The sequence below is a fragment of the Streptomyces avidinii genome (assembly GCF_014650695.1).
GTDB classification, from domain to species: Bacteria; Actinomycetota; Actinomycetes; order Streptomycetales; family Streptomycetaceae; genus Streptomyces; species Streptomyces avidinii.
Genome location: NZ_BMVL01000006.1, coordinates 403,233 through 419,510, shown reverse-complemented (window position 1 = coordinate 419,510; position 16,278 = coordinate 403,233). Strand labels below are relative to the sequence as shown.

The window sequence follows — 16,278 nt, the reverse complement described above, 5'->3', positions numbered from 1 at the left end:
GCCACGGTCAACTGGCCATGACGAAGATGCCAATGAACAAGGCCATGTAGAGCAGCAGGAGCGCACCGGCTACGGCCGCCACGATGAGGACCGCCTTCATCACTTTTTCTAGGGCCCGATGGTCGCGGGCGGGTCGCACGGGAACCTGGGGCCAACCCTCGTGATCAGTCACGGAACCATCCTGCTGATCTCGGCGGCGGCAGGCTATCCGTAGAAGTACTCACGTGCGACGGTCGTCTCCGACGCTCCGCCTGGCACCTCACGCTGGCGTGGCCGGCCGGCCTGCGCGGCACCGCCGCGTCAGGTGCACGAGGCGGGCTGGTACGCCACGGTGTCGCCCGTGTCGGGGCGGGTGAGGGGTGCGTGTGCAGGCGGCACGACTGCGGCGGGTGGTGCCCGTTCGTGCGCCCAGCACGGCGACGAGGTGGGGCCGGTGTTGGAGTTGCACCCCGGCGGCGGGATCCGTGCACCGACCTGTCGGCCGCAGGGGCGCCCGCGGCCGGGCATACGGCCAGGGCAACGGTCGACTGTCCTCAACGCCATCGTGCTCTGGACCACGCGGTACATCGGCGCCGCGGTCACCCAGCTCCAGGCCGAGGGCCACGAGATCCGCGAACAGCGACAGCACGAGCCGCCCTCATCGGCACCGGCGATCCTGCAGTGACACTCGCCGAGGTACGGAGCCGGGTGGGGACCTTCTTCGCCCGTCATCTGTCGTAACGGGACTACGAGGCGGCGGCCGCCCGTCACATAGCGATCTGCAGGGATGACGCCCTGGGAGAGCATGTGCACGGGGGCTCGCCCTGACCGCACCGCCACGGGGGCCTTGCCCGGTCAGGACGCGGTCCCGAAGCCCTCGGCGCGCAGGTCCTGTTGCGGAGCCGGGTGAAGTCGACGTCGAGTTTCGGGTCGTACGCCTCAGGCTGGACGGACTCCGCTACACCCGCTTCTTCCACCCCGACCCCACGGACGGCGACGACGTATCCGGCTGCAACATGGAGACATCGTGACCGACCACCACCTCACCTGCTCGCCGCCATCGTCGAGCTCGGCGGTGAGCTGGGGCTCCCAGCTACCCGTAACGGGCGCTTCAGGGGCGCGGTCATCCCAGAAGGTTGCGCGGTCAGCGCCGGCCGCCGCCGATGCGGCGGTCGTCGGCCAGTGCGGTCAGCGGGCCGAACTCGCGGGCAAGCTGGTTCCAGGTCAGAACCTCGCCACAGCGGGCCGGGAACTCCTTCGGGTTGAACTCGGGCATGGTCCAGGTGCCGGTGACCCGGTCCCGCAGCCACAGGTCCCCGTCACCGTCGACCACAGTCGGCGGGACCGGTACGGGCTCGGCCTGATCGGTGGGCTCCCAGGTGACCCGGCCCGGGTGGGAAACGCGTCGCAGCTCGGTGGTGGCCAGCCGCGCGGCCAAGTCACGGGTGGACTCTTCGGCGTCCTTGACCGACGCGAGTCGGAATGCGTCGTCAAGTACGGGCAGGGCTGGATTCTTGCTGCGCTTTGAACTCATATGCTGACTACCTCCGGTGGGGGGCGTCACATCCGTTATGGCACCCCGTAGAGGAACACGGTATCCGAGGCGGGAGCTGGGCCGGCTACGACCACTTTCCAGGTGGAGGTGCTGTTCCGGGAAGGCATTGACCTGTGGGTTCTCGGCTCCGACGCCCCCGAGTGCTGGATCGCGGCCATGGTCCCCACGCGTACGCCGCTCGGCCGCCGTCCCGCGCGGGCGTTCCACGAGATTCTCTCTGGTCCCTCCGGACAGGGTGTCCACCCGCTGAGCGAGATCGCCGCCCGCTACAACAGTCCCCCCGGCATGTCATCCTCCCCATTCCCGACGCCTCCACCATCCACTGGGCCCTCACGTGGCGATCCACCGCCGACAGCCCCACCCCTCCCCGCACTGGCCCAGACCGCCGCCGACCACGGCCCCATCTCCACGTGACAGCGAAGACGGGCAGTTGATGGTCGCCGCTGCTGGACGCCAGGCCGGGCCCCGGCGATGGAGTGGCGTCCTCCCCGTCAGCGCCTATCTGACGGTGTTCACCCGAAGCACCCCCGGACCGCGCAACGGGAGCGTCCGGCTGAGGACGAGGCGCTGGCGTGGGCGGCCGCCGGCGTCTGCGTACTCCAGCAGTCCCTGCCTCAGCCGTTCCACGACGTCCTCCTCTACGGCGATACCGACAACCGCCCCGCCCACCGGATCCTCTTCGCCTACGCCTCGCTGCTGAAGCTGAAGGATCCTGGCGCGGCCGGCCCGTGGTTCACCGCGCTGGTCCACCTCAACCCGCCTGACAACGTCGGCGCACGCTTCTTTGCCCCCGAAGGCCCGCAGGTCCTCTCCTTCCAGCGATGAGTTCCAGGTACTGCGCCACGACGTGTGCACCCCTTAAGCCCAGTGGGGGTCGCACCGTTTTCCTGCGCCATTCAACTACCGTTCAGAATTATTTGTGCCGGGCCCGGGGGCCATGCTCCCGAGATGCACAGTAATTGCTGCAGTGAGACTCTGACAGTACGGCGACTCCACGGAATTTCGTTAGGTGTGCGCGGTGCCCGTTGGCGCGCTGCAAGATCGACGAGGTTTTGAGATGAAACTTGGCCACGTTATAGCGGCTGCAGTTCTGATGGCTCCGGTCCCGTTCATTGTGACGGAGCCCGCTGCAGCAGCTAACACTCACACTGTCGGGGTCGAAGGGTCGATATCTGTAACCGATGGCGGCGGTTGGCTCGCGGGCCCACCGTTTGGCAGGCAGGAGACTTTCAGCCAAGAATTCAACCTTACACACGACGACCCGACGGTGTGGCCAGTCGTCGCCGAGCTCTGCGTGCGTGGTCAGACCAATGGAACTCTGTCCGTCCAGCTGCGGCTCAATCGCGATGAAACGGTCTACATATATCCCGCGCTATACCTGAACGAAGAGTCAGAATGCAACAATGATGACCTTGACGCGGCCGACCTTGCCAGGTCCCGAACCATCGCCGCGAACAGGGAGACGACTTGGGTGTTGCGCGCAGAGAACAAGAATCCCTTCTCGCCCGATACTGCCAGTGCGCGTGTGGCTGTGACCCATCGCATCGGAGCTGACGTGGGACGACCGCGTGAGCCTTCGAACGTGGTCGCCTCGGTGGTCCCCAATCGCCTCCTCTGCGCAGCGTTCGAGGTCGAATGCAAGAAGTCCGTGGCCTTGGAGTGGGTTGATAACGCCACCAACGAAACCAGGTATGAAGTCCGCAATGCAAATCTCGAAAAGATCGTGAGCTTGCCGCCGAATACAACCCGTCACGTGTGGTCTGGCCTCGACCGGACGGTCAAGCAGTGCTTCCAAGTTCGGGCGGTTGGCGACCGGGGGCCGTCAGAGTGGACGCCGGTAGGAACCGCAGTGGAATGCGCCTGACGGGTCGCCCCTCCACGTCACCGGAGGCCCGCCCAGCGCTTCTTCGACGACGCCCGGGCGCCGGTCAAGAACTTTGCCTGATCGAGCACTACAGTCACTTGACGGCGTTCCGACGCCCGGAGCGCCGACGATGGTGAGGCCGGCGGGGGCCGGCAATTCCGTCATGCGGTGGATCTCCTTACTGACTTCGGCGTTTCAAGGTGAGGTTGGGGTGTCGAGGGAGAGACCGGTGCCGGTTATGAAGCCGTCGAGGGTGTGGGGCCGGTACTGAAGGCGTTTGAGTCGGTTGCGGACGAGGGTTTCGAGTCGGTCGAGTGCCATGACGGCGAGGTTGGCGAGGCTGCGTTTGACGTGTGTGCCCACACGCCTTCGACATAGCGGCGGATAAGACAGAGGCCCCGAGGAGCTCGCGGGCGTCCTCGAGGTCGCCTTCGCCCTCGCGGCGGACCTCGGCGTGGATCCGGCTGAGCTGGAGAAGATTCGGGCGTGCCGCGTAAATCACATCAAGATGGTCAAATGCCAGATGTTCGGACGAGCCAAGCTTCCCCTGCTCCGCAAACGCGTCCTTCTCACAGCCGCAGCAAACTGGTGACCCAGAGCCAGGACTGTCAGACCACTGCGGCAAGCTCGCCAGCATGAACGAAGACGCCTTCTGGCAGCTCATCGAGGACTGCGGCCCACGACCTGACCCGGACGCCGAAGCCCTTGCAGCCACGCTCACCAAGCGGCTTGCCCAGTCCCCGTTGTCTCTGGTCATCGGCTTTGCCGAACAACTGTCATGGGCGCTCTACCGGCTGGACCGCAAGGAGTACGGACACGACCTGTCCGATGACGCCTTCCTCTACACCCGTGCCGCGGTCGTCGCCGCCGGCCGCACCGAATTCGACAGAGTCCTCCAGGACCCTTCGGCCTTCACTCCTTACGCCATCGACCTCATCTGGGCCGAGCCCCTGCTCTACACCCCGGACCGGGCATACAAACACTGATGAGACCGGGAACCCTCTGCCGTACGCGGGGGTGCCGCCGGTGTTCGAGGACCGGACCCGGGACGCCTGCATCGTGGTGCTGGGCATCATGGGCAGTGTCCTTCAGGACGCTGCGACGGGCCGCCCGCTGTGGGGAACCGACCTGTGGATGCTCACCAACCCCCTGGTCGGAGGAGTTCCTCGGTGCGCTGCACGCCGACGGGCAGGAGCGGGCCGCCGACGCCGGTACCTTCCGGCGATCTCCGCTCACCCGGGTCCGGGCCACCGGGCTGCTGGCGAAGCCGTGGTGGCTGCCGGTGTTCGAGGGGCTCGATCCCTACACCGGCCTGACCGCCACCTTGCGGAAGGTCACCCTCGTACCGGAGGCCGTGTTCCCGTTTCCGTACGAGGGCGCCTGGCCGTCGCTTACAACGGGGCGGTGCTACCTGGACCCCCTTGTTGAGGAGCTGAACCGCTGTGGGAGAGATCGAGGACACCATCGTCCGCGCCGACCAGGAGGCCTTCACCAAAGAGCCGCCCTAGACCCTGCAGGGCCGGATCAACTTCCTGGTGAAGCGGCTCAAGACGACCAAGGCCGTCGCCGCGGAGCTCGGGGTCAGTCAGCGGTCGGTGGAGCGCTATCGCAAGGGCGACCGGAAGACCCCGCCCAGGCCGGTCGCGGACCGCATTGACACAGCCGTACGGGCCCGCTGGCAGCCCGTGGTGCGTGGCCGCCGCCGCAAGGAGGCCGCCACCAGCACCGGCATCACGGTCGAGACACGGGCCCGGTTCGGATACACCGCCCCCGTCGGCACCACCGACGACGGCCGTGTCCGACGCCTCACCGTCCACCTGCCCGCCGCGTACGCGAAGCGCCTGTTCGACGCCCGCGCCCAGGGTGCCGCCGACCGCGAACTGCGCGCGATCGTCGCCGAGGGACTGCAGGAGATCTACTTCAAGGACGGCGGAACAACCCGGGCCGACCAGCTCCGGGTCGAGTTCACCGACATCGACTACTTCGACGTCTCCTTCTGAACCCCGCCGCCGGGCACACCGGCAGCGCCGCACCCGGACGCGAGCACTCTGTCCGGGTGCGACTCACACCCGTATCAGTGCGCCCCGGGCGCGGGGTGAACAGGCCGTCAATGGAACGGCAACCGCCCGATGGGCTGTCCCCCCGGATCGAGGGGAACCACAGGTCGAACCGCGGACTCGAAGGCAGCCGCTTGCCGCCCCAGAAGTCGTCCTCCCTGACGCCGGTGCCCACGACGATGTCCACGCGCCCGGGATCGCCCGGCGTGGGCCAGTGGGCCAGGACAGTCGTGTCCTCCAGGTCCCAGAAGCGGGCCGGCCCGTCGTTCGAGTGATCCACAGGCTCGATTGAGAGCATTCCGTCCGCCAGCAGCCGCACCGGTTCGGCGCTGTCCGCCACAGCCTGGACCAGCAGACTCTCACGCGGGCAGCCGCGCAGCGTCAGGACCTCTCGCGGCAACGGAGGCGCGTCGATGAACAGGCCCTCGACCTCTGCGCACCGCCCCCACAGCACGCCCTTCTCTTCACCACCGATGTCCTCCCGCACCAGGAGATACCGGATCGGGAAGTACCGCTCCCACCCCACAAGTTCCTCAGACCGCACGCTTCTCCCCTGCTACCAAACTGTCTTGCCGCGCCAACCCTGCGGCTCGCTGACGCCGAAGCCTTCCGAATATCGCTTGCTTGGAATGACGCTCCCCGCCAGTCGAGTTGAAGAGCCCGGAAGGTACCCGATGGCGTGCGGCACGGCGTGAGGCGTACGCGAACGACCAGAACAGCCCGGACACGCTGACCGCGGTCTCCGCAGCCTCGAACAGGAGCAAGGCGGACCGGGATCCGGCAGAGCGGCTGCCCCCGGCCGCCGGCTACCACTGCGAGTACGTGGCCAAGTGGGTGGGCACCAAGCTGCGCTGGGACCTGGCCGCCGACGAGACCGAGCGCCAGGCCCTTCTCGGCGTCGCGGAGGACTGCCCGAACACCACCGTCGTCTACGAGCCAGCCCCGTGATGGCCGCTGCGGGCGAACCGGGCCCGCACCTGGCCCCTGCCCCGCTCTCGGCGGTCGGCCGGCCGCTCAGGTTCTGGTGCTGTACTTCGTCGATGTGGGAGTAGTCATGAGCCTTTCAGCAGCCCCCAGGAGTTCCCCTTCACCCTTTCCCACGGGTACACCGACCCGGCCGGTGTCACTCACCGGGAGGGGATGATGCGCTTGGCCAACGCGAACGATGAGCTGGCCCCGCAGGTAGGCCGGGTCACTCAACAACTTGCCCGCATCCCAGCGGAGTATCTCGCCTCCTGCCGCCAGTCAGCTGGCGAGTCACTGGATGGAAATCCTCACTGGGATCCGTCTTCGGCGGACATCCTGGACCTGGACTGGGCGCCGACTATGCTCGAACGGATCTGCGAAGTGGGAGGTCTCGATGACGTCCACCTGAACGCTCTGCGGCAGTCCACCGCGGGCGATACTGCAATCGACCTCGGCTTCCTCAACACGCACCCTCATTCCATCGGTCCCTCCGGATCCGCTCCCACGGCCCTCTCCGCGGCTCAAGTGGCTCGCGTCTCGGAACTGCTCTGGCAGATCGACTTTCCCGCCCTCCTGGCCGCCCTGCCGACCGGCGAAACAGAGGCGGCTTCCTTGATCGGCGATGGGGCGGACAGGATCGTCGGCGGCCTGAGGAAGTACCTGCTCGGACACTTCATGCCCTGCGAGAGTTCTACCGTGACGCCTCCCAACGGCACCTTCTTCTCGTGCTGTGGTGGGACTGACACAGGGCGTCCCCTCCAGTCGGCTCACGTCAGCACCTGGGGAATTGCGGGCTCTGTCGGGGATCTTGTGATGTCGCAGGGCTGAGCTGGGCAGTCTCCGGGTGTGCGGTTCAGGGGTGTTGGGGCGGTTATTGCCGCATCTGTCCGGTGTTGTCGTCGAGTCGATCAAGCGAACGGCCGGGGTCATCGCGCTTCGTGCGGGGTGTCAGACGCTGCCGGTGAGATGCCCGGGATGCGGTATGCCGTCGTGGCGGGTGCACGGCCGGTACGTCCGCCGGCTCGGCGACGCACCCGTGGCCGCGCCAACGCGTACTCCTGGGCCCATGACCCTGCGACAGCGACCTCCCACTGTGAGATCGTCTGAGCCTGCCGTCTATTCTGAACGCGTTCATACGGGCGGATGTGGGGGTGGGATGGGGATGAGCACTTCAGTGAGATGGTGGTCGGCTCTGGTCGCTACGTTGGCGTGGGCCTGCGTTGCTTGCACCGATGCGGGTGGAGACGCGGCTCGCGTTGATCAGTCGGCGCTTGCGGGCGAGTGGAGTAGTCCAGGCGGCGCTCTTCTGCATTTGCGGGCGGACCGCGGTATGACGGGGGAAAGCCTGACCAGTGCAATGTTGGGAGGCACATCGTGCCCGGACGCTGCAACCGGACGCTGGAGCTTCTTCAGCTCGCCGAACGACGCGGGTTTCTCCTTCGCTGACGGTGCGCTCACCAGCGGCGACACCGTCTCCCTGCGCATCGACGATCCGAAGGACTCCTGTCTTTTGTCGGCTCTGGTCCGGCGGGACGAGCGAGGACTCAATCTCTGCCTGGTAGAAGACCCTGATTCCGACTGTTCCGCCGAAGAACTTCTCCGTCTTGAGTAAGCGCCGGCAGAACGGGCTGCGAAGTGACTCGCCGCCCCTGCCCTTGAAGGAGCACCACAAGATATCCCCGACAGAGTCCCGAAGCCCCACATTTTCGGCAGCGAGAAACTCTCAGCCTGCGCCAAGTGCTGGCGGAAGGCCTTGAAACCTGAATGGGACCAGCTGATGTCTGGGTTGGTGAGGTCACCATTCCCAGGTAACAGGAACAATCCCACGCAGCCTCCTCGATCGAGACTTCATGATCGAGCTGGCCGGGCGGGCACGGCAAGTGACTATCTGTCCTCAGCGAGCGGTCCCGGCGACAGGGCTACGATCTGCCGCCGGGCGGAGTCCCAGACCTCCTCGAATTCGTCGGAAGTCAGCTGCTCCGGATGGTGACCTTCCCACTCGGAGACGGGCAGTTCTGCTGTGATGCCGAATCTGTTGTCGTACTCGTCGAGCCGGTTTGTGTCGGAGGCCTGCTGCCATTCGGCGAGGGAGGCGGCTGCGATCGGAGTCAGAGCAGGGCCCTGGAGCTCGATCTGCCGGGTCACCCAGCCGTCGGCGTCGACCTCGAAGTAGAACCAGACGTCTTCCTCGTCCCACCAGCACCGCATCCATGTCGTCACCAGCCCATGATGACGGGTGCAGGAACTCGCGGTTCATGTCCCAGGTCACCACTGTGGTCGCTGTCGTAGGCCACCTTCTCCTTGGCGGCCTGGGTAGGACCCGGCGGGGCGTAGTCGGATGCCGTTCTTGAGGAGCACGAGTCGGACGGTGGCGAAGCTGGTCCTTTCCTGGTCGGCGATGGTTTGCAGGGATGGGTGGTCCTGCTCGTACCAGATGCGCCACTGTGCCAGGCGGGTGGCGGTGTGCTGGGTACGGCGAAATCGAGGCGGGCTCCAGTCGACGGGGTGCTGGGACAGCAGGCAGATCAGCTGTTCGGTGGCGGTGTTCAGAGTCATACTGCTGGTGGGTGATTCGAGAGCGGGGAAGTCCCGATCGGCGTGGGAGGCGATGCGGGCGGGGCGGCGGGCTGCGGCGCGAGGACATCGGGCGACGACTGAACAACGACGGTCATCACCGGGTCGTCCTGGCCACCCTGCGGACGGCTGAGGAAGCCCTGCTGACCGGCGAGGACGACGCGCGCGGCGCCCCGAAACAGGCAGCGGACCTGCTCCACCAAGCTCACCGTATCTACCTTCCCCGGCTGTTCAGCGCCGCCGAGACCGACCGGGCCAGGCTGCGCGTGTGGGACCCGCGAATAGAGAGAGCGCTCACGCTGGGAAGCGAATACGGTCTCCCCGAGTACCTTGCGGCAGGCCCTGAACTGCTCAGGCTCTGGCAGAACGCCTGGAGCCCCAACCCCAGCGCGCACGCTCCCGGACATCCTCGGGCCGCTGCTCTGGTGACGGCCGCTGTGGAGATCAGGCGGGCGGGGCACGCAGCGTCGCTACTCCGCACGCCCGTTGAGGCCGTTCATGAGCACTACTTGGAGAAACACGGTGGCGAGCGTCTGCGGCCCGAATCGCTGGATGAGGCATGGGCGTGGGCGACGAGGCCACGCCGGGCGACCACCGCGCTGCTTCAGCAGGCCGGGGAGCGGGTGCGGGTGTTCGACTATCTGCTGGATGTCACCCAGCGTGGCAGCGGCGGAACGCGCGGCCGGCCGGGCACCGCGTTCTTCACGCCAGCCTCACCCCGCCGCAGCCCGGCCGCCCGGCGCACTCCGCCGTCCGGGCGGAACGGGGACACCGGCGAACCGGCGGCAACCCCTTGACCACGCGGCGCCGCAGGGACTACCTATCGGTAACAAGATGTCGCCCGAGAGGGCCGCCGGAAGGAGCCGGGCGCGTGGCAGACCACGACCTGAGCGGGTTCGAGACGAGCACGTTCACCCATGACGGCGCCACCCGCCGGATCCTGCGCCGGGGCACGGGTCCGGCCGTGATCGTCATGGCCGAGATCCCGGGCATCACCCCCAAGGTCATCGAGTTCGCCGAGCACGTGGCGGCGACCGGCTGCACGGCCGTGCTCCCCGTACTCTTCGGCGAACCCGGCCGCGACGCGAACCCCGGCGCCGTCGGGTGGCCGAGCGCCGGCCGCTACATGGCGGCGTCGATGTGGCAGGTGTGCGTGAGCCGCGAGTTCACGGTGCTGGCCACCGGTCGGAGTTCGCGCGTCGTACGGTGGCTGCGCGCCCTGGCCGCCGCCGAGCACGAGCGCTGCGGCGGCCCCGGGGTCGGCGCCGTCGGCATGTGCCTGACCGGCGGATTCGCGCTGGCCATGGCCACGGACGAGCGCCTCGTCGCGCCGGTGCTGTCCCAACCGTCGCTGCCGCTGCCCTGCACCGCGAGCCGCGCCGGGGCCATCGACATCAGCCCCGAGGACCTCGCGGTCGTCCGGGGCCGCTGCGAGCGCGACGGGCTCCAGGTGCTGGGGCTGCGTTTCCGGGGCGACCGGCTCTCGCCCGGCGACCGCTTCGCGCACCTGCGGCGCGAACTCGGCGATGCCTTCGTCGCCGTGGAACTGGACGCCGGCGCGGCGAACCCGCAGAGTGCCCTCGCGCCGCACTCCGTCCTGACGGAACATCTCATCGACGAACCCGGGCAGCCCACGCGGCAGGCGCTGGACACGGTCCTCGACCTGTTCCGCAACCGGCTGCTGGGTTGCGGCTGACGACAGGTCACACCTCGGGCGCGTTGCGTGGACCAGTGGGGCACACAGTGGCAATCTGGTCGATATCACCACAACTTCCATAGCGCGAACTCTCCGTACGCCGCGTGGCGCCTTCTGCTTCCCTGAACACTCCAGTGGTTTGTATATGTCGGTCACCGACGTATGGTGTGATCTGAAGATCCTTCCCGGCGGCAGTCGCTCCTGCCTGCCGTCGGGACGTCACGTTGCGATCGAGACGGAGTGCTCATGGCCACCAGGAAGAACCTCACCGCGAACCGGGAATCCCTCGTCCACAAGGTCCGCTACGCCGCGAGCCGCCCCCACCGCATCGCCCCGTACCTCAAGCGGGCCGCCCGCGACCGGTGGCTGGCCTTCAAGCACCCCGACCACGTCAGCTACTACCGGGCCGTGATGGCCTCGGACACCCGCCGCAACCCCGAGGCCGCGGTCGGCAGCCAGACCCACGAACGCTGGCTCGCCCTCGGGCAGATGCAGTTCGACTACCTGCTCGGGCACGGCCTGAAGCCCGGGGCGCGCATGCTGGACATCGGATGCGGCAACCTCCGTGCCGGCTGGCGCTTCATCGACTACCTCGACGCCGGCCACTACTACGGCATCGACATCTCGCCCGACATCCTCATCGCGGCCAAGCGGACCCTGACCGAGCGCGGCCTCCAGGCGAAGGTGCCGCACCTGACCATCACCAGGAACCTGACGCTGGACTTCCTCCCGGACGGCTACTTCGACGTCGTCCACGCCCACAGCGTCTTCTCGCACTCGCCGATCGACGTCATCGAGGAGTGCTTCGCCCACGTGGGCCGCGTGCTCGCGCCCGGCGGCCACTTCGACTTCACCTTCGACCGCACCACCGGCACCGAACACCAGGTGCTGCGCGAGGACTTCTACTACCGCACCCAGACCCTCGTCGACCTCGCCGCCGCGCACGGGCTTTCGGCGCGCTTGATGGACGACTGGGAGGAGCTCGGCCACGGCCAGTCCAAGATCCGTATCACCGCTGCCGGGGCCGAGGTCTGACCCCGTCGGCCGACCGCCGACCGCCGACCGCCGACCGCCGACCGCCGACCGCCGACCGCCGACCGACAGCCGACCCGGCCGTCGGCTCAGGCGTGGCCGGCCGTGTTCGAGCGCCTACGACGCCACAGGCGCAGGGCCAGCGCCGTGGCCGCGAGCAGGGCCAGGCACGGCAGCGCCGTGTCCTCGCCCACCACCCCCGCGAAGTGGCCCAGGACCAGGAACGGGGCCGAGGCCAGGGCGAACCGGCCGGTGGTGCGGATGCCGGACAGGGCCGGGCGGCCCGCCAGAGCCAGGGCGGCCAGCACGGTCACGGCGAAGCGCCACAGCACGATCATGCCGAACCCGCCCGCATCGAGCAGGGCGAGGAGCACCACGGACAGCGGGGTCCAGAGCAGCAGCGCCAGCAGCCCCGTGGTGGTCCGGATCCGGCAGGGCGGATGCAGGTCCGGAGGGCAGAGCAGCGGCAGGGCGGCGATCGCGAGTGGTGGCACCAGATGGGCCAGATGCTCCAGCGGCATGTCCAGGGCGCCCGGCAACACCGCGATGACGAGGCAGGTCGCGGTCCCGGCGGCCCCGGCGAAAGTGGTCCGCGCGCCGACGGCGAAACGCCCGCTCAGCGCCACCACCGCACCGATGAGGGTCAGGACGTGGAAGCCGTTGATCGCGTACCCGAGCGGGGTCTCGAAGTCGGGGCGACCGGTGACGTAGGCAAGGTTGAGGGTCGAGGCGAGCAGGAAGGCGGCGTGCGCGCCGGTCGCGGCCAGCGCGAAGGGGGCGGCCGCCGCGAACAGGCGGCCGCCGCGGTGCGCTGACCCGATCCCCAGGCGAAGGCGCAGTGCGTGCGCCACGATGTCCCCGGCCTCCCGCACCCGGGTGACCGGGCCGGCGCCCTCGGTCGCCTCCCGGTAGGCCTCGGCCATCTCGTCGCCGAAGGCGCGGCGGAAACCGGCCGGGTAGAGGCGCAGCAGGCGAGGGTTCACGCCGAGGCCGTCTCGCCGGAGACGCCGAGGCGGCGCGCGGCTTCCCGTGCGGTGGCGGCGATCCGCTGCGCCTCGGCGGCCAGGCTCTGCCGGCCCTCGGCGGTGAGGCTGTAGGTGCGGCGCAGCCGGCTGTCGACGATCTGCTCCTCGTGGACCTCGATCAGCCCCTGGCCCAGCAGCCGCTCCAGGGCCCCGTACAGGGTGCCGGTGCGCATCTTGACGCGTCCGCCCGAGATCAGCTCCACCTCGCGGGCGATCGCGTACCCGTGGCGTGGCTCGTCCGCCAGCGCGGTGAGGAGGAGGAGGGTCGGTTCCTGCATCGCACGATCACTCATGCCTGCATGGTAGGTCACCCACCGGCATATGACGCCGGGCCGAAGGAGCGCGCCCCGGTGCTCCGGGGCCTCCGTGCACCGGGGCGCGGCTCGGGCCGTTCGTCCGTCACGTCCGCCGGTTCCCGCGGTCGGCGGCGTCCGTCGCGGAAGGCAAGGACGGTCAGCCGCGGAAGGCCTCCGGCCGGACCGGAGATGCCTCCGCGAGGGCCTTCGTGACCGCGTCGGCGCCTTCCCGCAGCCCGTAGACGGGGGTGTCGGGCTGCTGGCGCCAGGAATCGTCGAGGCCGCCCGCGTCGACCGAGTCGAAGCCGAGTTCCTCGACGAGGGCGCGGACCGTCTTCTTCGCGGCCGTGTCGTCGCCCGCGACGGGCAGCGCCATCCGGTCGGCTGCTCCCGCGGGGCGGTGCCGGTCGAGGATGTCCTGCGCGTAGGTGCCGTTGAAGGCCTTGATGACGGGGTGACCGAGCTGCCGCTCGGTCCAGCGGCTCTCGGTGAGGCCCTCGTCCTCGACCGCGGCGATCCGCCCGTCGCGCTGGCGCGGGTAGTAGTTGTTGGTGTCGATGACGACGAAGCCCTCGGCGGCCTCGTCGAAGAGGCCCGCGGGCAGGTCCGGCACGCTCTTGAAGGGGATCGTGACCACGACGAGCTCGGCGCGGCGCGCGGCTTCCGCCACCGTGACGGCGGTGGCACCGGTCTCCTCGGCCAGAGCGGTCAGGGTCTCGGGGCCGCGCGAGTTGGCCACGGAGACCGCGTGCCCGAGCGCCGTGAGCCGACGGGTGAGGTTGCCGCCGATGTTGCCCGCGCCGATGATGCCGATCTTCATGAGCTCTCTAGTGCATCGGGGTTCAGTGTCGCTCCGGCACCAACCCCCGCCCGGGCCGAGGCATTCCGCCCCGCAGCGCCCTCCGCCCGGACGGGTGATGCGATCGGGCCGCCGTACGGGGGGCCGAGCGGCGGGCGGCCCCGCCCCTGGCAGGGCCGATACAGCCGGAGGTGTGACTTTTCGGCCATTTCTCGCATTCCCGCGAACCGGCCGGGGCCGGGGCCGCGTCGGTCAAGGCAGCCACTCAGCACGGGGAAAGGTCCAGCCGATGTCCAAGCACTCAGCGAAGCGAACCACCTCCCTCACCCTCACGGCGGCCGCCGTACTCACCCTCACCCTCGCCCTCGTCCCCAGCGCCTCCGCCGACGGATCGACGGGGCAGCAGGCACCGGCCGCCGCCGCCCCGGCTGCCGCACCGGCTCCCTCCGTCTCCGGCAGCCCCGAGGCCGCCTTCACCCGGATCGCCGACTTCTACGGGTCCTACATCGACGCCGTGTACGACGGGGACGGGCCGACCGCGGACCGGCTCCGCGCCTTCTACCTCTCCGAGCCGCTCCGGGCGGAACTGCGCGAGTGGGAGGAGAAGAACCACGCAGACGGCGTGCTCCGCGCACAGAACGTGCCGCTCCGGTGGAAGGTCACCTCCACCGGCAGCGGGACGGGCCGGACCGGCGCCACGGTCACGCTGACGTGGGGCAGCGATACGACGGAGGTCCACGTCCAGGCCGATCCGGCCACCCGAAAGATCGTCTCCATCCGGGACTGACCCCCGGCGGCGGGCTGCGCAGGGGGCCGCATACAGTTCCCGCGTGAGGAGACACGGATGATCCGGCGCAGGGGATCGCGCGGCCCGCAGCCCGCGCCCGTCCGGTGCGGCGACGGCCGTCACGCCATGCGGACCGCGCGGATGGTCCTGTACATCCCACGCGACCGCCTGGACGTGGAGATCGGCGCAGCGGCGGGTGCCGACCCCGACGCGCAGCGCTGGTTCGGGTGGATCGCAGACACGTTCGTCACCCCCGAGACCGCCACCCACCTCCTCGGCATCTACGACCGCAACCGCGCCGAGCGGCTGCGCGCCTTCCCCAGGGCCATGCGCCGGGAGTTGATGCGCCCGGTGGAGCTCCCCGGCCCGACCGAGGAGCAGCGGCTGCTCGCCGTCATCCCGGCCACGGGCCTCGTGGCCGGGATGAGTTCGCTCACCCCGTTCGACGGCGGAGCCATCGGCGTCTGGCTCGCCCCGGCATTCCGCGGCCAGGGTCTGGGCGCCGAACTCGTCGCGGCGACAGCCCGGTTCGGACACGAGCACCTCGGCCTGAAGTCGGTGCGGGCCGGCACCGAGACGGCCAACCGCCGCTGCCGGGGAGCCCTGAGCGCCGCGGGCTTCGTCCCGTACGACGGCCCCGCCCGGCACACGCTGCCCGACGGCAGGGTCGTCGACTCCGCGTGGTACCGCCACGACGCGGCGGATACCGCCCACTGCGCCGCAGTGGTGCAGGGTGCGGTCACCCGGGCGTGAGCGGGGGAACCGCCCCGATCAGGAAATCGCGTACCACTGGCTGGCCCAGCCGGTGTTGATGGTGCTCGTGGACTGCTCGGCGAGGTTCACGGTGGCCGGCAGTGAGGTCTGACCGGTCAGCAGGGTGCTGTACCGAAGATTCGGCGGCGTCAGACCGGCGTTGACCGAGATGCCGGCGCCCGTGGACTTCAGGGTGAGACCGTTGGTGGCCCAAGCCCCGTTGAGCAGCAGCGCGATGAAGTACGTCCCGGGAGCGGCGGTGAACGGCTTCCCGAGGGCGAACGGCTTGGCGATCGCGTCGGTCATCAGCTGCGGCGAGATGTCCGCGGTGGTCGCGACGAGGGCGCCCTTGGCGTCGTACACCCCGAGGTAGCAGTTGGCGAGCTGGGCGTTCGGGTCGATGCCGGCCAGGCCCAGCCAGACGTTCGACCAGGTGATCTGCTCCCGCAGGACGATCCGTACCAGGGTGACCCGGCCGCCGACCCCCGCCGCGGACTGGGCGGTGACGTGCCCCGCGTCATTGGGGTCCCCGGTCCACGCCAGCAGGTTCTGATCCTGAGGCCGGGGTCCTTCGAAGCCGGCCGCGCCGCTGTTCGGTGCGGGCGCGGAAGCGGAAGGCGCGGAACTCACCGCCGCGGGCCGGCCCCCTCCCGGCGTGCTGCAGCCGGCGAGGACGAGCAGTGCCGTGAACGCGGTCACGAGACCGGTCGTGGCGGTGGTGGTGCGGGTGCGCATGGTCCCCCCCATGAGGTGCTGATCTGTCGAGGCACATGATCACACGACCGCCGGTGCGCAACCGGCCGCCCGCCCTGACGGACGTGCGGAAGCGCGTTGGTGCGGTATGGCCCGTATCGTCCCTGCGCCGACCCTGCGGGCTTCCTTAAGGGAACCTGAA

20 protein-coding genes and 2 pseudogenes are annotated in these 16,278 nt (G+C 69.1%); 12 read left to right on the top strand and 10 right to left on the bottom strand.

The annotated features are described in order from the left end of the window. Window positions 1-7: 7 nt before the first annotated feature. Window positions 8-172: a hypothetical protein gene (locus IE257_RS18405; protein WP_189969903.1), complete on the bottom strand. Its 165-nt coding sequence runs from the start codon at window positions 170-172 to the stop codon at window positions 8-10. Between the two features lie 951 nt (window positions 173-1,123). Then, window positions 1,124-1,513 (bottom strand): hypothetical protein, encoded by a 390-nt coding sequence (locus IE257_RS18400; RefSeq protein ID WP_189969901.1) that lies wholly within the window; start codon window positions 1,511-1,513, stop codon window positions 1,124-1,126. 492 nt (window positions 1,514-2,005) lie between these two features. On the opposite strand from IE257_RS18400, the gene IE257_RS18395 reads away from it, so the two are divergent. Continuing rightward, complete coding sequence (locus tag IE257_RS18395) at window positions 2,006-2,359, top strand: hypothetical protein (RefSeq protein WP_189969898.1); 354 nt, start codon at window positions 2,006-2,008, stop codon at window positions 2,357-2,359. Between the two features lie 232 nt (window positions 2,360-2,591). After that, window positions 2,592-3,398 carry a hypothetical protein gene (locus IE257_RS18390; RefSeq protein ID WP_189969896.1) on the top strand — a complete coding sequence of 269 codons (807 nt, stop codon included), beginning with the start codon at window positions 2,592-2,594 and terminating at the stop codon, window positions 3,396-3,398. A 195-nt stretch (window positions 3,399-3,593) separates the two neighbouring features. Here IE257_RS18390 and IE257_RS38430 read toward each other — a convergent pair. Continuing rightward, window positions 3,594-3,772, bottom strand: a pseudogene (locus tag IE257_RS38430) (IS630 family transposase); the annotation flags it as partial. A gap of 261 nt (window positions 3,773-4,033) precedes the next feature. Here IE257_RS38430 and IE257_RS18385 point away from each other — a divergent pair. Both IE257_RS18385 and tpg read left to right on the top strand, forming a co-directional pair. Next, window positions 4,034-4,384, top strand: coding sequence for a DUF4240 domain-containing protein (locus IE257_RS18385; protein WP_189969894.1), 351 nt, complete (start codon window positions 4,034-4,036; stop codon window positions 4,382-4,384). A gap of 456 nt (window positions 4,385-4,840) precedes the next feature. Continuing rightward, a pseudogene (gene tpg, locus IE257_RS18380) lies at window positions 4,841-5,398 on the top strand (telomere-protecting terminal protein Tpg). Here tpg and IE257_RS18375 read toward each other — a convergent pair. Continuing rightward, entirely contained in the window at window positions 5,364-5,999 is a 636-nt protein-coding gene (locus IE257_RS18375) for a hypothetical protein (RefSeq protein ID WP_189969892.1), read from the bottom strand. The pseudogene tpg and the gene IE257_RS18375 sit on opposite strands and share 35 nt — an antisense overlap. Before the next feature lie 107 nt (window positions 6,000-6,106). Between IE257_RS18375 and IE257_RS18370 the strand changes: the two genes are divergently transcribed. The 3 genes from IE257_RS18370 to IE257_RS18360 all read left to right on the top strand — a co-directional run bounded on the left by IE257_RS18370 (window position 6,107) and on the right by IE257_RS18360 (window position 8,033). Further along, window positions 6,107-6,403: a hypothetical protein gene (locus IE257_RS18370; protein ID WP_372453074.1), complete on the top strand. Its 297-nt coding sequence runs from the start codon at window positions 6,107-6,109 to the stop codon at window positions 6,401-6,403. A gap of 201 nt (window positions 6,404-6,604) precedes the next feature. Beyond that, window positions 6,605-7,249, top strand: coding sequence for a DUF1877 domain-containing protein (locus tag IE257_RS18365; RefSeq protein WP_229920476.1), 645 nt, complete (start codon window positions 6,605-6,607; stop codon window positions 7,247-7,249). 502 nt (window positions 7,250-7,751) lie between these two features. Continuing rightward, on the top strand, window positions 7,752-8,033 hold the full coding sequence (locus IE257_RS18360) for a hypothetical protein (RefSeq protein WP_189969889.1): 282 nt from the start codon (window positions 7,752-7,754) through the stop codon (window positions 8,031-8,033). A gap of 272 nt (window positions 8,034-8,305) precedes the next feature. On the opposite strand, the gene IE257_RS18355 is transcribed toward IE257_RS18360, so the two are convergent. After that, window positions 8,306-8,629, bottom strand: coding sequence for a hypothetical protein (locus IE257_RS18355; RefSeq protein ID WP_209468397.1), 324 nt, complete (start codon window positions 8,627-8,629; stop codon window positions 8,306-8,308). A 57-nt stretch (window positions 8,630-8,686) separates the two neighbouring features. Beyond that, window positions 8,687-8,977 carry a hypothetical protein gene (locus IE257_RS18350; RefSeq protein ID WP_189969885.1) on the bottom strand — a complete coding sequence of 97 codons (291 nt, stop codon included), beginning with the start codon at window positions 8,975-8,977 and terminating at the stop codon, window positions 8,687-8,689. An 11-nt stretch (window positions 8,978-8,988) separates the two neighbouring features. Between IE257_RS18350 and IE257_RS18345 the strand changes: the two genes are divergently transcribed. The 3 genes from IE257_RS18345 (at window position 8,989) to IE257_RS18335 (ending at window position 11,726) form a co-directional block, all read left to right on the top strand. Continuing rightward, window positions 8,989-9,792, top strand: a complete 804-nt coding sequence (locus IE257_RS18345; RefSeq protein WP_189969883.1) for a hypothetical protein — start codon at window positions 8,989-8,991, stop codon at window positions 9,790-9,792. Between the two features lie 74 nt (window positions 9,793-9,866). Continuing rightward, window positions 9,867-10,691, top strand: coding sequence for a dienelactone hydrolase family protein (locus tag IE257_RS18340; RefSeq protein WP_189969881.1), 825 nt, complete (start codon window positions 9,867-9,869; stop codon window positions 10,689-10,691). 246 nt (window positions 10,692-10,937) lie between these two features. After that, window positions 10,938-11,726, top strand: coding sequence for a class I SAM-dependent methyltransferase (locus IE257_RS18335; RefSeq protein WP_189969879.1), 789 nt, complete (start codon window positions 10,938-10,940; stop codon window positions 11,724-11,726). An 86-nt stretch (window positions 11,727-11,812) separates the two neighbouring features. Here the strand turns inward: IE257_RS18335 and IE257_RS18330 are convergent, their stop codons facing one another. From IE257_RS18330 to IE257_RS18320, 3 genes are all read right to left on the bottom strand, one after another. Next, window positions 11,813-12,706 (bottom strand): hypothetical protein, encoded by an 894-nt coding sequence (locus IE257_RS18330; RefSeq protein WP_189969877.1) that lies wholly within the window; start codon window positions 12,704-12,706, stop codon window positions 11,813-11,815. After that, complete coding sequence (locus IE257_RS18325) at window positions 12,703-13,041, bottom strand: PadR family transcriptional regulator (protein WP_189969875.1); 339 nt, start codon at window positions 13,039-13,041, stop codon at window positions 12,703-12,705. Before IE257_RS18325 ends, IE257_RS18330 begins: the two co-directional genes overlap by 4 nt. A gap of 160 nt (window positions 13,042-13,201) precedes the next feature. Next, window positions 13,202-13,963 (bottom strand): NADPH-dependent F420 reductase, encoded by a 762-nt coding sequence (locus tag IE257_RS18320; protein WP_373301839.1) that lies wholly within the window; start codon window positions 13,961-13,963, stop codon window positions 13,202-13,204. A gap of 169 nt (window positions 13,964-14,132) precedes the next feature. On the opposite strand from IE257_RS18320, the gene IE257_RS18315 reads away from it, so the two are divergent. Both IE257_RS18315 and IE257_RS18310 read left to right on the top strand, forming a co-directional pair. Continuing rightward, on the top strand, window positions 14,133-14,630 hold the full coding sequence (locus IE257_RS18315) for a hypothetical protein (RefSeq protein WP_189969871.1): 498 nt from the start codon (window positions 14,133-14,135) through the stop codon (window positions 14,628-14,630). Window positions 14,631-14,687: 57 nt separating this feature from the next. Then, the gene (locus IE257_RS18310; RefSeq protein ID WP_189969869.1) at window positions 14,688-15,383 is read left to right on the top strand and encodes a GNAT family N-acetyltransferase; all 696 of its coding nucleotides are present in this window, start codon (window positions 14,688-14,690) and stop codon (window positions 15,381-15,383) included. 18 nt (window positions 15,384-15,401) lie between these two features. Here the strand turns inward: IE257_RS18310 and IE257_RS18305 are convergent, their stop codons facing one another. Further along, a complete protein-coding gene (locus tag IE257_RS18305) occupies window positions 15,402-16,118 on the bottom strand; it encodes a hypothetical protein (RefSeq protein ID WP_189969867.1) in 717 nt (238 codons plus the stop codon). Window positions 16,119-16,278 lie beyond the last annotated feature (160 nt).